Source organism: Weizmannia sp. CD-2023 (genome assembly GCF_036225245.1).
Taxonomy (GTDB): Bacteria; Bacillota; Bacilli; order Bacillales; family Bacillaceae_C; genus Weizmannia; species Weizmannia faecalis.
Window position 1 is genome coordinate 19464 of the sequence record NZ_JARTJQ010000095.1, and the last position, 15418, is coordinate 34881.

Below are 15418 nucleotides of genomic sequence, written 5' to 3' on the forward strand. Positions count from 1 at the left end.
CAATGGTGAATCAATTCCTTTGGGGGTATCTCCCATACATCGTTTTAACGATTTTTATTGGCGGACATATTTTTCGCTATCAATATGATCAATTCGGATGGACGAGCAAATCGAGCGAGTTTCTAGAGAAAAAAAGATTACGGATCGGGAGTTTAATGTTTCACTGGGGATTTCTGTTTGTTGCCGGCGGACACGTCATGGGCATTCTCATTCCAAAAACTGTCTATGATACATTCGGAATCACAGAGGAATTTTATCATAAGATCGCTATTGGTTTTGGCGTTCCAGCGGGAATCGTTTCGATAACCGGTCTTTTCATATTGCTATATCGGCGCATTAGTGTAAAACGAATTTTAAAAACAAGCACGAAATCAGATATGCTCGTTCTCGTCTTTTTAGCGATTATTATGTTGAGCGGTCTGTCCTCTACATTTTTGAATATCGATCCGAAAGGCTTTGATTACCGGGCAACGATCGGACCATGGTTTCGCAGTATTTTTCTTTTTAGGGCTGATCCAGCGTACATGAGCGGCGTGCCAATTTGGTTTAAAATTCATATTATCGCAGCGTTTGGCATTTTCGCTGTATGGCCTTTTACACGTCTCGTTCACGTATTCAGCTTGCCGTTGCGCTATCTTAGCAGAAGCTATGTCGTTTATCGTAAAAGAATGCCTAATGAAGAAAAGAAACATCAAAGCTTTTAAAGCCATATAATAGATATAGGAGGCTGGGACAAAAGCGCAAAGGCGGTTAACTGAAGACGAATATTGCACAGATCCGCTCTGGGAATACCCGTAGACGCCTGCGGAAGGATATGGATCGATGAGACCCCGCATTGCGGTATGAACATGGGGAAGCTCACCATCGTCCCGCGGAAAGCAAAAGATACTTTCGGAGCGGAGGTTGGGTACAATATTCGGTTTCTTTATTTCCTATCCTTTTGTTCCAGCCTCATTCTTATCGAATATGGCGGCAGCGGAAAGGAGTATCATGATGGCCGCATCGAAAAAAATATTATTGCCGAAGCAGCATGGGGCATGGGCAATGCTGCTTATTCCTTTTTTGTTAGGCGCCAGCAGAGGAGGTTTTTCCTGGCTTCAAATTCCGTGTTTCATTGGCTGGCTGCTCTTATACTTATCGACATACCCGTTGTTAATGGCACTGAAAATAAAGAAAAACAAGGTATATATATCATGGTTTTACCGCTATTTTTCAGGTGCAATCGTGCTGCTTTGTATTCCGCTTTTTTTCCATATTGAATTGATTTATTTTGGGCTTGCTATGATTCCGTTCTTTTTCATTAATGTATATTTTGCCAAAAAGAAAAAGGACCGCGCCTTTATGAATGATGTTGCAGCGATCGCAGTGTTTTGTATAGGCGGGCTTGTAAGCTTTTATTTAGGCAAAGGGGAATTGACGAGTACAGCCTTTAAGCTTTATACTTCTTGCCTGCTCTTTTTTATTGGAAGTACATTTTATGTAAAAACGATGATAAGAGAGAAAAAGAATATTCGTTTCAAATGGTATTCATGGGGATACCATGTTGTTCTCATCATCTTCCTTATATTCTCGGGATATGCTATCTTGACACTTGCCTATATACCCAGCGTTATCCGGGCATTCTTTTTATATGGGCATTCTTTGCCGATTAAAACAATTGGTGTATTAGAGATCATCAATGCAGTCTATTTCTTTATCGCCATGATCGCTCTGTACAGCGCCATCTAACTTATTACAAATATGTGAAACTGCATGAAAATGTGATAAATGGTACAAAAAAATATTCATTGTTCTCTTATTATGTAAATAACAAAGCCCGGGCTTGTTATTAACCATTTCTGGAGGAATGATCATGAACAAGCAACATGCCCTTTTACCAATTACGACACTGGCAATGACATTTTCATTTGCAGTCTGGGGCGTATTTTCGCCGTTAGCGAGTACGTTTCAGCAAATGTACGGCTTATCCTCGGTGCAGAAAAGTATATTAGTAGCAATACCTGTATTGCTTGGATCGGTCATGCGGATTCCGCTCGGTATATTCACTGACCGCTACGGAGGGAAAAAAGTATTTTCACTGCTATTGCTGTTTATTATTTTCCCATTGTTGGGCGCAGGGTTCGCTCATTCATATGAGTCATTATTAATTTGTGCCTTATTTATCGGGATGGCCGGAACTTCTTTTGCCGTATCTGTCACCTTTGTTTCAAAATTAACACCTGCTGAGAAGCAAGGTGCAGCACTAGGGATTAATGCAGTCGGAAATATCGGAACTGCGATCGCAAGTTTTTCGGTTCCCACAATCGCAGCAAGCTTTGGCGTCAAGTGGGCATTTTGGGGCCTCATTATACCAGTCGTGATTATGCTTATTCTTGTTTGGTTCGGTACACCGGCTACAGATGTCGTTAAACAAAATGAAAAGAAATCAATGCTCAGTTCTTTATCAGTATTAAAATATAAACATACGTGGACATTATCTTTACTCTATTTTGTTACATTCGGTTCATTCGTAGCATTTGGAATGTATTTGCCAACATTGCTCGTCGATCTATTTCATTTAAGCCCTGTTGATGCAGGATTAAGAGCAGCTGGCTTTACAATTGTTGCAACGATTCTAAGGCCAATTGGGGGAAGCCTTTCCGATAAAATAGGGGCACCAAAAATATTGACGGTTGTTTTTATCGGTATGGTTGCCGGCGCACTTGTCATTGCATTTGGAATGAACAACATTATGGTCATGACGATTGCATGCATATTCGTTTCGATCATGTCCGGATTAGGAAATGGAGCAGTGTTTAAATTAGTTCCGCAAATCTATCCGAATGAAACAGGAGCTGTTACGGGCATTGTTGGTGCCTGGGGTGGCTTAGGCGGATTTTTTCCTCCGATATTAATGGGGATTTTTAAACAAGCAACAGGCTCTTACTTGATTGGCTTCGTTCTTCTTAGTGGATTAGCAGCAATCTGTCTTATCCTTAATCAAGTTGTGTTTCGAAAAAAAGCATGATTGACTTTTATTCCGAACGGAAAAATTGAGAAAGAAAAAATATTCCGTTATCATAAAAACATATCCTTTTATAAAAGTGTAAGGTTGGTGTTCAATATGAAAAGGTTCGGTATGACGTTGCTTTGCCTTTTCCTGCTTGCGGGCTGTTCCGCACAAGGGAGTGCATCCGGCTCAGCCAAGAAGCAATCGAAACAAACAGAAATCAATGTGGCGGCAGCTTCAGATTTGACAAAATCTTTCCGGCAAATCAGCAAACAGTTTGAAAAACAGACCGGCATCAAGGTGAAACTTGTTTTTGCCGCATCCGGCGAGCTGGAGCAGCAAATTGAAAACGGCGCGCCGTATGATGTGTTTGCGGCGGCGAACGCGGATTACGTCAACCAGCTGGCGGATAAAAACATGCTCGTTCCTGGCACAAAAACCGTCTACGCATACGGGAAAATCGGGATTGCCGCCAAACAGGGCAGCCATCTTTCCATCCGCAGCCTTAAAGATTTAACCCGCCCTGAGGTGAAAAAAATTGCCATTGCCAACCCGGAAACAGCGCCATACGGATTGGCGGCAAAACAAGCGCTTCAAAAAGCGGGGATTTGGGATGAAGTGAAATCAAAATTGGTTTACGCCAAAAATATTTCAGATACCCTCACATACGTAAAATCGGGAAATACAGAAGCCGGCATCGTTTCTCTTTCTCTTGCGCAAGGTGAAAAGCTGGCTATTGCCAGCATTTCAAGCAGCCTGTACAATCCGCTGAAACAGACGGCAGCGGTTGTGAAAAGCTCGAAAAAGCAGGAAATCGCGAAGAAATTTGTGCATTATTTAGCCGGCAGGGAAGCGCAAAATACGATGAAAAAATACGGCTATGCAGTGTCTGCGAGGCAGTAGCAAGTGGGGCAGATCGATTTATTTCCCATCTATCTGTCTTTTAAAGTGGCATTGCTTTCAACTGTTTTTTCCCTTATCCCCGGACTGTTGGCAGCCTATCTTTTAAGCCGGTCGGAGGGAAAAGCGACGGATGTGGCAGACGCTTTGCTGACGCTTCCGATTGTGCTGCCGCCGACCGTGCTCGGCTATTATCTGCTCGTGATCCTCGGAAGGCAAAGTGTGTTCGGCCGGTTTCTTGAACAACAATTCGGAGTGACGATTGTATTTACGCAAACAGGAGCGGTCATTGCGGCAATGTGCGTATCCCTTCCATTTTTCATCCAGTCGGCGCGCACGGCTTTTGCCGGTATTGATGAATCGCTCCTTCATGCCGCACGCCTTTTGGGGCGGACGGAATGGAATATCTTTTTTTCTGTCATGATCCCTTTATCATGGCGGGGGCTCACAAGCGGCGTCATGCTTGCATTTGCACGCGCCCTCGGCGACTTCGGGGCAACGTTAATGGTGGCCGGCAGCATTCCGGGAAAAACGGAAACGATGTCCATTGCCATTTACAATTGCCTGATGAACGGGGATGAACGGACGGCAGGGCTCCTCGTTGCGATCATGACGTTTTTATCGCTGGCTGTCTTATACGGCATGAAGCGGATGGAAAAAAAGATGGGAAGGGGTGGCAGCAGGCATGCTCCGCATAAACATAAAAAAAACATTTCCGGAATTTGAGCTGGATGCCGCATTTGAAGCGGGCCCCGGCGTCACCGGCATTTTAGGGCCGTCCGGAAGCGGCAAAAGCCTAACGCTGGAGTGCATTGCGGGGATCGACAAGCCCGATGAAGGAAAGATTGAACTAAACGGCCGGATATTATTTGATAAGGAAAAGCATATGGATATCAAGACGCGGCACCGCCATACGGGCTATATGTTCCAGCATTACGCCCTTTTTCCGCATTTAACGGTAAAACAAAATCTTGCATTTGGTTTAAAGGGGCGGCCAAAAAAGGAAATAGAAGAGAAGACGGCTGCTTTTCTAAAAAAAATCAAAATGGAAGGTTTTGAAAACCGCTACCCTGCTGAACTGTCCGGCGGGCAAAAGCAGCGTGTGGCGCTTGCAAGGACGCTCATCACGGAGCCCTCCTGCCTGCTTTTGGATGAACCTTTTTCCGCATTGGACCCGGACACGAAGGAACTTGTGATGGAAGAATTTTTATCGTTTCTTCACGATCATTTTCACGGGGCCGTTTTACTGGTTACCCACAATATGGCAGAAGCCGATCTGCTTTGCGACAATGTCATTTTGTACAGAAACGGGAAAGTATTGCAGGCGGGCCCGAAAAAAGAGGTGCTGAAACACGCCGTCGCCCGGCAAGATGCCCGGAACCCTGCAGCTATCAGAACATGAAAGCCGGGGATCGAAGAAAGAGGTGTGCCACCCGGCAGATGCCCGGGTTCATGACGTATGACAAACCATGAACAGTGCGTGTGCCTCACAATTGGCAGTGGAACTTTGGCGTTAAGAATGGCAGCCGGGCGCCTGCAAACATTTGGCAAATGCATTTTTAATAGAGAAACAGAATTTAAAACGGAGATGATGGAGAACATGCTGACCGATAAGCTGAACCGGCCGCTTTTGGATTTGCGGATTTCGGTAACGGACCGCTGCAATTTCCGTTGCACGTACTGCATGCCTGCCGATAACAGCCAGAAATATTGTTTTATGAACCGGTCCGAACTCATGACATTTGAAGAAATCACGCGCCTTGCGAGACTTTTTGTATCCCTTGGCGTCCGGAAAATCCGGCTGACGGGCGGGGAGCCTTTGCTGCGGAAAGACATCGATCAGCTTGTGGCCATGCTCCATCAAATCAGCGGCCTTGAAGATTTATCGGTGACAACGAACGGCTTTCTGTTGAAACGATATGCCGCACCGTTAAAAAAGGCCGGCCTTTCGCGCATCAATGTCAGCCTGGATGCCCTCGATCCGGAAATCTTTCCGGCCATCAACGGCGTCGGGGCAAAACCGGCAAGAATTTTGGAAGGGATGGAGGAAGCCATCCGCCAGGGCATCAAAGTCAAAGTGAATATGGTGGTCAAAAAAGGGATGAACGATTCGCAAATTGTACCGATGGCCGCCTATTTCAAGGAAAAAGGGATTTCCCTCCGTTTTATCGAATTTATGGATGTCGGCTCCCTGAACGGATGGAAGCTGGATGAAGTCGTGACCAGCAAAGAAATTCTCAACATGATTTCAAAAGAAATGCCGCTTGAACCGTTGAAAGAAAATTATTACGGGGAAGTTGCCAAACGGTACCGTTACAAAGGGACGGATACGGAAGTCGGGTTCATTTCATCCGTATCCCAGCCTTTTTGCGGCGACTGCACGCGCTTGCGGCTGTCGGCAGACGGGAAAATATACACCTGCCTGTTTGCCGCACAAGGCACGGACCTGCTTGGCGCCATAAGGGAAGGGGCAAGCGATGAAGTGCTGGCTGCCCGCATTGCAGGCATATGGCAGAACCGGGCGGACCGCTACTCACAAGAACGGGGAAAAAACCCGACTTTTAGAGGAAAACGGATCGAAATGTCGTATATTGGAGGGTAAAGGGTTGAGCACGAAAGAGCATAAACAACAGGCCGATCTTCCGGTGCTGTGCAAAGTGATCACCGTTTCCGATACCCGGACGGAAGAAACAGACAAAAGCGGCAGGCTGATGATAGATTTGTTAAAACAGGAAGGGATGGAAGCGGCGGAATACAGCATCGTTAAAGATGAAGCGGACGAAATCAGGCAGGCGGTTTTACAGACGAAAGAAACCACCAATGCCATTTTGCTGAACGGCGGCACCGGCTTTACGAAAAGGGATGTTACAGTGGAATCGGTCCGGCCGCTCCTCGATAAAGAAATGCCCGGTTTTGGCGAGCTGTTCCGCTATTTAAGTTATGAAGAAATCGGAAGCGCCTCGATGCTCAGCAAAGCGCTTGCCGGCACAATCGGGAAAAAAGCCGTATTTTCAATGCCGGGCTCCAGCAACGCCGTGTCCCTTGCCATGAAAAAACTCATTTTGCCGGAATTAAAGCATATTGTCTGGGAGCTCAGCCGGCAATGAATACAGCCGGAATTGTTCTGGCAGGCGGGAAGTCGAGCCGGTTCGGCGGCGAAAAATCGCTTGCGAAAATCGGCGGCAAAGCCATGGTCGCACGCAGCGTGGATGCGCTCTCCGGAACTGGGGCGATCATTGTGGTAGCGCGGCCCGGGCTTGCGGAAAAAATCCCGCGCAACCGACCGATTGAGGTGATTTGCGATCTTCCCCGCTACCGCGGAAAAGGCCCGCTCGCCGGCATTTATTCGGCGATGCTCGCAGTGGACGCCCAGTGGTACGCTGTGTTGCCGTGCGATACGCCGTGGATCGGAAAAAGAACGGTTGCCCGGCTGCTTCAAGAACGCGATCCGGCATATGACGCCATCGTGGCCCGGGCAGAGGGGAGAATCCAGCCGCTCGTTGCCGTTTTTCACAACAGGGTGAAAGAAAAAGTAAGGGAGCAGCTTGAAACAGGCCGCCTCAGCATGCGGGCGCTTTTTGAACGCTGCCGCCTGAAATTTATCGATTTTGCGCAGGAAAAGGCGTTTGCCAATATCAATACAAAAGAAGATTATATTTTACAACAAAAAGAAGCCGGTGATGTTGATGAGAAAACCAATCAAAGTGGCGGAGGCCATCCGCAAAGTGATGGCCCATCCGCTTGCAGGCGAAAAGGAGCTTGTGCCGATTCAGAGCAGTTTTAACCGGGTGCTTTCCGATGATTTGGCTGCAACCCATGACGTGCCGTGGTTTAAACGGTCGCCGTATGACGGGTATGCGATTTTTTCCGGATCCACACTTGAAGCGGGCGCGGACCACCCCGTTCTCCTTGAAGTTGTCGCCACAATCGGGGCAGGTTTTACATGGGATGAAGGGATAAAGCCGAATCAGGCCGTGAAAATCATGACCGGCGCCGCCATCCCGGACGGGGCAGATGCCGTGATCATGGTGGAGCTCACAAAAGAAGTGGTGCAGAACGGGAAAACATTTGTGCAGATTAAACGGAAAGTCCGGCCCGGTGAGAACATTGTCGGCATTGGCGAAGATATGAAAAAAGGCGAAGTGCTTGTCCCGAAAGGCACGCTCGTTAATCCGGGCGTAATGGCGGCGCTTGCAACTTTCGGATATACAGAAGTGCCGGTCACAAAAAAACCGAAAGCCGCCGTTATTGCAACGGGGACGGAGCTGCTCGAAGCCGGCGAGCCGCTCGAAAAAGGGAAAATCCGCAACAGCAATGCCTATATGCTCTGGGGGCAAATCATCCGCGCCGGGGGCGAACCGGTTTTTTACCGGCTTGTGAAGGATGATTTCGAGGAAACATATGAAGCGGTTAGGCAGGCGGTTAAGGAAGCGGATATCGTCATGACAACGGGCGGCGTTTCGGTCGGCGATTTTGACTATATTCCGAAAGTCTACGAAAAGCTGGGGGCAACGCTTTTATTCAATAAAGTGGCGATGCGCCCGGGGAGCGTGACATCGGCGGCCGAATTGGACGGGAAAATCCTTTTCGGCCTCTCCGGCAATCCGTCCGCCTGCTACGTCGGTTTTGAACTGTTCGTCCGCCCGTACTTAAAAACGATGCTTGGCGAACGAAATGTTTATTTGAAAAAAACGCAGGCTGTACTTGGGGAGGATTTCCCGAAACCAAACCCGTTCACCCGTTTTGTCCGCGCCAAACTTTCTTATCAGGAAGGCCTGCTGCACGCGCTTCCGGTAAGAAGGGACAAATCGAATATTGTTTCCTCTTTAATAGAAGCGGATGCGTTGATTGTGCTGCCGGGCGGGTCCCGCGGTTTTATAAAAGGGACCATGGTGGATGTGCTGATGCTGGAAGACGGGGAAGGGGCGCCTCTTTGGGATGAAAATATTACAGATCGCAGGCCGCAAAGACAGCGGTAAAACCGCCCTTGCCGAACTTTGGACACGGGCTTTGGCGGATAACGGATACCGGGTCGGAACACTGAAACACCACGGCCATGGCGGGAAGCCGTTGCTCGCTCCCGGCAAAGATTCCACGCGGCACTTTGAAGCGGGTGCCCGGGCAGCCGGGGTGGAAGGGGACGGCTTGTTTGTCCTCGCCGTTCGTGCCGATCAAGGGCTCGCACTGGAGCAGCTAATCGGCTGGTACGAGGCATTGCCGCTTGATTTGCTGCTGATAGAAGGCTACAAATACGCGCCTTATCCGAAAGTGGTCTGCCTGCGTGATGAACAAGACAGGGATTTGCTCAGCCTGCCGAATGTGCGGGCCGCCTTCAGCCTGAATCCGGCATTATCCGGCTGCATGAAACTCTCTGACCGGAAAAGCTGCGTCGAATGGGTTGAAGCGTTTTTAAAGGGGTGAAAAGATGTTTGAAATTGTAAAAGAACCGGTGGATGTTTCCAAACTGATCCAGGCTGTTGCCGACCGGAATGCAGGCGCCATTGTCACTTTTATCGGCACTGTCCGGGAAATGACAAAAGGAAAGAAAACATTGTATCTGGAATATGAAGCATACGAACCGATGGCCCGGAAAAAGCTGGAACAAATCGGTACGGAAATCCGGCAGCAGTTCCCGGAAGCCAAAACGGCGATCGTGCACCGGACCGGGCGCCTCGGCATCTCCGACATTGCGGTTGCCATTGCGGTTTCCGCCCCGCACCGGGATGAGGCTTACCGGGCAAACCGGTACGCGATTGAAAGAATCAAAGAAATGGTGCCGATCTGGAAAAAAGAACATTGGGAAAACGGCGAAATGTGGGTCGGCAACCAAAAGGAAACGGTTTTCTATGAATCAGGGGCACCGGAGGCGTTTGAACGATGATTAAAGTATTGTTATTTGCCCATTTAAAAGAACAGGCCGGCCGTTCTGAAATGGACATCAACTGCGAAAAAATGACGGTCGCCGAACTGCGCCAGGCGCTTGCGGAAAAAGGGATTTTGCACCAGGATGCAGTTATGGTGGCCGTGAACGAAGAATTTGCCCGCGATGAGGAAATGGTCCATAGCGGCGATACCGTTGCCCTCATCCCGCCGGTCAGCGGAGGTTGAAAGATGGGAAACTTGACGCATATGAACGAACAGGGCCGCGCCAAAATGGTCGATGTAACGGCAAAACCGGAAACCGCCAGGACGGCGCGCGCAAAAAGCAGTGTGATCGTGTCAAAGGAAGTCTATGAACAGATTACAAACTTTAAAATCAAAAAAGGGGACGTGCTTGCCGTCGCACAGGTAGCCGGCATTATGGGCGCAAAAAAAACGGCGGATGTCATTCCGATGTGCCACCCCTTGCCTTTAACAGGCGTTGACATTTCGTTCAGCTGGCAAAAACGGGAAGACGGGTACAGCCTTGATATCGAAGCGATGGCCAAAACGAAAGGGCAAACGGGCGTGGAAATGGAAGCTTTGACAGCGGCGTCCGTATGCGCGCTGGCCGTTTATGATATGTGCAAGGCACTGGACAAAGGCATGGTCATCGGGCCGACCTATCTGATCGAAAAAACAGGCGGAAAAAGCGGGCATTTTATCAGGCAGGAGGAATGAGCATGGAACGGTATTCCCGGCAAATGCTGTTTGCCCCGATCGGTGAAAACGGGCAGCAAAACATTTCAAAAGGCCATGTGCTGATCATTGGCGCCGGCGCGCTCGGCTCCGCTGTTGCGGAAAGCTTGGCGCGGGCGGGCGCCGGAAAAATCACGATTGTGGATCGTGACTATGTCGATGAATCGAATTTGCAGCGGCAAAATTTGTATTGTGAGGAAGATGCGCGCACCCATTTGCCAAAAGCGATCGCTGCAAAAAACCGGCTTAAAGCCATCAACAGCACCATCCGTATCGAGGCGCATGTGATCGATGCATTTGATCCGAAATTGCTTTCTATTTTGGAAGAAGGCGTTGATGTGATCATTGACGGGACCGATAATTTTGAGACGCGCTTTTATGTGAATGACCTGGCGCAAAAATACCGGATTCCGTGGATTTACGGCTCCTGCGTTGGCAGCTGCGGTGTTTCGTTTCCGATTATTCCCGACGAAACGCCTTGCCTCCGCTGCCTGATTGGCCATCTCCCCGCTTACCACGCGACGTGCGATACAGCGGGCATTATCGCGCCGGCTGTGCAAATGACCGCGGCTTATGAGACAACAGAAGCTTTAAAACTGCTTTCCGGGGAAAAGCCGCGCGATTCCGTTGCCGTGTTTGATATTTGGCAAGGTGAACATCATTTCATCAAAGCAGGAAAAATGAAAAATAAGGACTGTCCGTCATGCGGGGGGCATCCGGTCTATCCGGCCCTACAATCCCAATCATCGGCTGATGTGCTATGCGGGCGGGATACAGTACAAATCCGTCATCCGGGCGCGTTCGAGCTTGAAAACATGGCGCGGGAGATGAAAGCGGGCGGTGCTGCCGTAGAGTATAACGGCTACTTAATGATCACCGCGCTTGAAGGCCACCGGACGGTTTTATTTCCGGACGGGAGGATGCTCATTCACGGTACGAAAGATAAGAGAGAGGCCCGTTCGCTCTACCAAAAATATTTTCAATGAAAAAGGAAGCACGCATTTCCGTGCTTCCTTTTCGAATGGCGTTAAATATTTGCCAATGTTTCATTATCCACGTCTTCTTTTTTCGGCACCGGTTCCTGGAGCGCTTTTCCCATGCCCTTCAAAAAGGAAATGGCGAAACCGACTGCCCGGTTGACGTCCGGGTCGCTCAACGATTTCAGCAGCCCGAACAATGTCACTTTTTCTTCCGAGCCAATGAATTGTTTGCCTTCATCAAAGCCTGATGCTACACCGTTCATCAAGTGGATAATAAGGTCGTGGTCGGCTTTCATAAAGACGCCGGCCGTGCCGAGCAGCATGTTGATCAGGTTGACGACCTGTTCCCGGGATAATTGCTCAAGGACGATTTTTAAAATATCATTTTTTGCGAGAATCATTGCATTTGCGGCTTCCAGTGCGCCAGTATCATTGAAATCATCGATCAGCCGGATCAAATTTTCAAACGCATCTTTATGATCGGCAACCAGTTTTTCCAATTCCTCGAGCTTTTGCCGGGTGACTTCTTCTTCCGTCGGCTGCTGTCTTGCAATCTCTGTGATCGGAGCGGCCATCCTTTTTCCCCCTCTCTTAGTGTACGTCTGTTAATGGTTGATAGCCTTCGCGCTGCCATTTGCGTTCGACTTCCACGCCGCGTGTAGGATTTCGTTTCTTATCGCGGTGGTTTGATTTCGGCAGTGGTGACTCCCCACCTTTTCGGATCAGTTCCATCTTCACTTTCGTTTGTTTAAACGCCGGTGTGCTTTGCCGTTTATCGTAAATCGGCCCGGTTAAGAAGTTGATCGCCGATTCTTTTTCCGTCGAGTGCATCGGTAAGTATAGTTCTTTGCCCTGCACGCGATCTGTGACCAGCACATGCAGTTGCAGCGAGCCGAACGGGGAAGTGACGCGGACAAGGTCTCCGGTGTCGAGATTGCGTTCTTTTGCAAGCTCCGGCGACACTTCAACGAATACGCCCGGGACTTTTGATTCGATGCCTTCCGATTTATTGGTCAGATTGCCTTCGTGGAACTGTTCCAGCATCCGGCCGTTATTAATATGCAAATCGTATTGTTCCGGAAATTCAGCCGGTTTTACCCAGTCTGTCAGGGCAAACCGCGCTTTGCCGTCCGGGAACGGGAAGCCGTCCTTGTAAAGAAGCGGGGTATTGGCGCCATCAAGGCTTCCCCAAAGGAAACTGTTCCAGCCTTCCAATTTGTCGTAGTCCGCCTGTGCAAACAGCGGAGCCAGGCTGGCCATTTCGGCAAATATTTCGCCCGGGTGGCTGTAATGCCAGTCTGCGCCGAGCCGTTTTGCCACTTCCTGGATAATCCACCAGTCCGGTTTGGATTCGCCCAAAGCCGGGAGTGCCTGGTACATCCGTTGCACACGGCGTTCCGTGTTTGTAAAGGTGCCTTCTTTTTCAAGCGACGGGGCTGCAGGCAAAACAACATCCGCATATTGGGCCGTCCTTGAGAAAAAGACATCCTGGACGACAAGAAAGTCAAGATTGGAAAGTTCCTCGCTAACATGGTTGGCGTCGGAGTCGACAAGCGCCATGTCTTCGCCGATGATATACATGGCTTTTAACTGCCCGGCTGCAATCGCATGCAGCATTTCAATATTGTTCAGCCCCGGTTTGTTGCTGATTTTGACGCCGTACGCTTTTTCAAATTTTTCGCGTGCCGCATCATCCTCCACATGCTGGTAGCCCGGCAGCCATCCCGGCAGCGTGCCCATATCGCATGCGCCTTGCACATTGTTATGCCCGCGCAACGGATAAGCGCCTGTACCCGGGCGCGCGTAGTTTCCGGTGGCAAGGAGCAGATTGGAAATAGCGGCGGACGTATCGGAACCGCCTGTATTTTGCGTGACGCCCATGCCCCAGAGGATACATGTCCCGTCTGCCTGATGGATCATTTCGGCGATTTGGACCAGCGTTTCCTTCGGGATGCCGGTAATCTTTTCAGCGTAGTCGAGCGTGTATTTTTCAAGCGTTTCTTTAAATTCATCAAAAAAGTTCACTTTTTCCGCAATGAATTTTTGGTCGTGCCAGCCTTGGTCGATGATATATTTCGTCACCGCCATCAGCCATACCTGGTCTGTGCCCTGGTTCGGATGGATAAAAAGATCAGCGCGCTCTGCCATTTCGTTTTTGCGCATATCGGCAACAATCAGTTTCTGGCCGTGCAGTTTATGGGCCCGTTTGATGCGAGTTGCAAGGACCGGGTGGGCTTCCGCCGGGTTCGCGCCGACAATTATGACAAGACCGGCTGAGGCAATATCTTTAATCGTGCCGCTGTCGCCGCCCATGCCAACGGTTCTGAGCAGGCCGTCCGTTGCCGGCGACTGGCAATAGCGCGAACAGTTGTCGACATTGTTGGTTTCAAATACCTGGCGCGCCAGCTTTTGCATTAAATAGTTTTCTTCATTGGTGACTTTTGAAGAAGAAATAAAACCGACCGCATCTTTTCCGTATTGCGAATGGATTTCTTTCAGCCGGCTTGCCACCACGCTGAGCGCTTCATCCCATGATGTTTCTACAAATTTACCGTCTTTGCGGACAAGCGGTTTTGTCAGCCGTTTATCGGAATTGACAAAATCCCAGCCGAATTTGCCTTTGATGCAAGTGGAGATGGCGTTTACCGGGCCTTCATGCTTCGGTTCGATTTTTAAAATTTTCCGGCCCTTTGTCCATACTTCAAATGTGCAGCCGACACCGCAGAAGGTGCAAACGGTTTTCGTTTTTTTCGTGCGCTGTTCGCGCATCGAAGCTTCGATTTCGGATATGGCAAAAATGCTGCCGTAACCCGGTTCGACTTTTTTCACAAGATCAATCATCGGGTTAAGCAGGTCCTCTTCAAGCCCGGTTAAATAGCCTGCCTCGCCGAGCATTGATTTTTCCATCAATGCATTGCAAGGGCAGACGGTGACGCAATGCCCGCAGGAAACGCATGACGATTCGTTGATCGGAACGCCGTTATCCCAAATGACGCGCGGGCGTTCTGCTTCCCAGTCAATGGAAAGCGTTTCGTTCACCTGCAGATTTTGGCAGGCTTCCACGCATCTCCCGCATGCGATGCACTGGTTCGGGTCGTACCGGTAAAACGGGTGCGAATAGTCGACCCCGCTTGCGTCCGTTTTTGGCGTAAACGGATATTTCTGGTGTTCGATGCCCATTTTTTCCGTTGTATTGTGGACGATGCAGTTGCCGTTGTTATTGTCGCACACCGTACAGTATAAAAGGTGGTTGGCGAGAATCCTGTCCATCGCTTCATGCCGGGCCGCTTCCGACCGGTCATCGCTGAGGCGGACCACCATGCCGTCCTCCGCCGCCGTCGAACAGGTGCGCATCAGTTCCCCGTTCACTTCCGCAATACACGTGTCGCAAGTTTGGATCGGATCAACTTCCGGGTAATAGCAAATTTGTGGATGAAAAATATCATTCCGGTTGATCACATCGATGATTTTCTCGCCGGGGCGGGCTTCATAATCCCGGCCATCAATCGTGATGTGAATCGATTTGGTTTCCATTTCTTTTCCTCCTTTTGCAAACAGTGAAGGCAGGCCTTCAGAAAAGAATACAAAAAACCGGAAACTCTGTTACTTATACCAAACCTTTGCAAAAATAAAACTACTATTCTCTTTTTTTATTCTAGCATCTGATGCAAAAATGAACAAACCATCAGAGTGTTTTGCCTATTTGAGCGGGCGGCTTTTGTTTTTAACGTCTTTCCGAAAGAAGTCTCCCATCCTCAAGGAATGTGAAGGTGCGAATCGCACCAATGAGTAGGTGGGAGATGAATTTCGGTTGGCTTTAGCCAAAGTTATTTTTCCAATCCTTTTCTCAACAATTCTAAGATTGCGGCTGTTCTAGTTGGAATCCCAGTTTCTTTTTGATATTGCTTCAATTTTTCTAATATCCTCTTAG

17 protein-coding genes are annotated in these 15418 nt (G+C 49.1%); 15 read left to right on the forward strand and 2 right to left on the reverse strand.

Annotation, left to right across the window (positions count from 1 at the left end):
* The first annotated feature begins 2 nt into the window (after nt 1–2).
* The 15 genes from narI (at nt 3) to P9687_RS14105 (ending at nt 11493) form a co-directional block, all read left to right on the forward strand.
* Nucleotides 3–704 carry a respiratory nitrate reductase subunit gamma gene (gene narI / locus P9687_RS14035; protein ID WP_017552830.1) on the forward strand — a complete coding sequence of 234 codons (702 nt, stop codon included), beginning with the start codon at nt 3–5 and terminating at the stop codon, nt 702–704.
* A gap of 289 nt (nt 705–993) precedes the next feature.
* The gene (locus tag P9687_RS14040; protein ID WP_061565174.1) at nt 994–1728 is read left to right on the forward strand and encodes a YwiC-like family protein; all 735 of its coding nucleotides are present in this window, start codon (nt 994–996) and stop codon (nt 1726–1728) included.
* 124 nt (nt 1729–1852) lie between these two features.
* Nucleotides 1853–3007 (forward strand): MFS transporter, encoded by a 1155-nt coding sequence (locus P9687_RS14045; RefSeq protein WP_061565175.1) that lies wholly within the window; start codon nt 1853–1855, stop codon nt 3005–3007.
* 96 nt (nt 3008–3103) lie between these two features.
* A complete protein-coding gene (modA, locus tag P9687_RS14050) occupies nt 3104–3892 on the forward strand; it encodes a molybdate ABC transporter substrate-binding protein (protein ID WP_061565179.1) in 789 nt (262 codons plus the stop codon).
* Nucleotides 3893–3895: 3 nt separating this feature from the next.
* Entirely contained in the window at nt 3896–4615 is a 720-nt protein-coding gene (gene modB, locus P9687_RS14055) for a molybdate ABC transporter permease subunit (RefSeq protein WP_061565176.1), read from the forward strand.
* Nucleotides 4563–5291 (forward strand): sulfate/molybdate ABC transporter ATP-binding protein, encoded by a 729-nt coding sequence (locus P9687_RS14060; protein WP_328228468.1) that lies wholly within the window; start codon nt 4563–4565, stop codon nt 5289–5291. The genes modB and P9687_RS14060 overlap by 53 nt, the downstream gene beginning before the upstream one ends.
* A gap of 198 nt (nt 5292–5489) precedes the next feature.
* Complete coding sequence (moaA, locus tag P9687_RS14065) at nt 5490–6491, forward strand: GTP 3',8-cyclase MoaA (RefSeq protein ID WP_328228475.1); 1002 nt, start codon at nt 5490–5492, stop codon at nt 6489–6491.
* A 4-nt stretch (nt 6492–6495) separates the two neighbouring features.
* Nucleotides 6496–6996: a MogA/MoaB family molybdenum cofactor biosynthesis protein gene (locus tag P9687_RS14070; RefSeq protein ID WP_013859968.1), complete on the forward strand. Its 501-nt coding sequence runs from the start codon at nt 6496–6498 to the stop codon at nt 6994–6996.
* A complete protein-coding gene (locus P9687_RS14075) occupies nt 6993–7673 on the forward strand; it encodes a molybdenum cofactor guanylyltransferase (RefSeq protein ID WP_328228467.1) in 681 nt (226 codons plus the stop codon). Before P9687_RS14070 ends, P9687_RS14075 begins: the two co-directional genes overlap by 4 nt.
* Nucleotides 7570–8868, forward strand: a complete 1299-nt coding sequence (locus P9687_RS14080) for a molybdopterin molybdotransferase MoeA (protein ID WP_328228466.1) — start codon at nt 7570–7572, stop codon at nt 8866–8868. Before P9687_RS14075 ends, P9687_RS14080 begins: the two co-directional genes overlap by 104 nt.
* On the forward strand, nt 8828–9310 hold the full coding sequence (gene mobB, locus P9687_RS14085; RefSeq protein ID WP_061575951.1) for a molybdopterin-guanine dinucleotide biosynthesis protein B: 483 nt from the start codon (nt 8828–8830) through the stop codon (nt 9308–9310). Before P9687_RS14080 ends, mobB begins: the two co-directional genes overlap by 41 nt.
* A 4-nt stretch (nt 9311–9314) precedes the next feature.
* Nucleotides 9315–9770: a molybdenum cofactor biosynthesis protein MoaE gene (locus tag P9687_RS14090; protein WP_013859964.1), complete on the forward strand. Its 456-nt coding sequence runs from the start codon at nt 9315–9317 to the stop codon at nt 9768–9770.
* Complete coding sequence (gene moaD, locus P9687_RS14095; protein WP_328228465.1) at nt 9767–9997, forward strand: molybdopterin converting factor subunit 1; 231 nt, start codon at nt 9767–9769, stop codon at nt 9995–9997. Before P9687_RS14090 ends, moaD begins: the two co-directional genes overlap by 4 nt.
* A gap of 3 nt (nt 9998–10000) precedes the next feature.
* The gene (moaC, locus tag P9687_RS14100; protein ID WP_328228464.1) at nt 10001–10489 is read left to right on the forward strand and encodes a cyclic pyranopterin monophosphate synthase MoaC; all 489 of its coding nucleotides are present in this window, start codon (nt 10001–10003) and stop codon (nt 10487–10489) included.
* A gap of 2 nt (nt 10490–10491) precedes the next feature.
* On the forward strand, nt 10492–11493 hold the full coding sequence (locus tag P9687_RS14105; RefSeq protein ID WP_328228463.1) for a ThiF family adenylyltransferase: 1002 nt from the start codon (nt 10492–10494) through the stop codon (nt 11491–11493).
* Nucleotides 11494–11534: 41 nt separating this feature from the next.
* Here P9687_RS14105 and P9687_RS14110 read toward each other — a convergent pair whose 3' ends face one another.
* Nucleotides 11535–12062, reverse strand: coding sequence for a DUF1641 domain-containing protein (locus P9687_RS14110; protein WP_017550278.1), 528 nt, complete (start codon nt 12060–12062; stop codon nt 11535–11537).
* Between the two features lie 16 nt (nt 12063–12078).
* Nucleotides 12079–15021, reverse strand: a complete 2943-nt coding sequence (gene fdhF, locus P9687_RS14115; RefSeq protein WP_035189045.1) for a formate dehydrogenase subunit alpha — start codon at nt 15019–15021, stop codon at nt 12079–12081.
* Nucleotides 15022–15418: the final 397 nt, after the last annotated feature.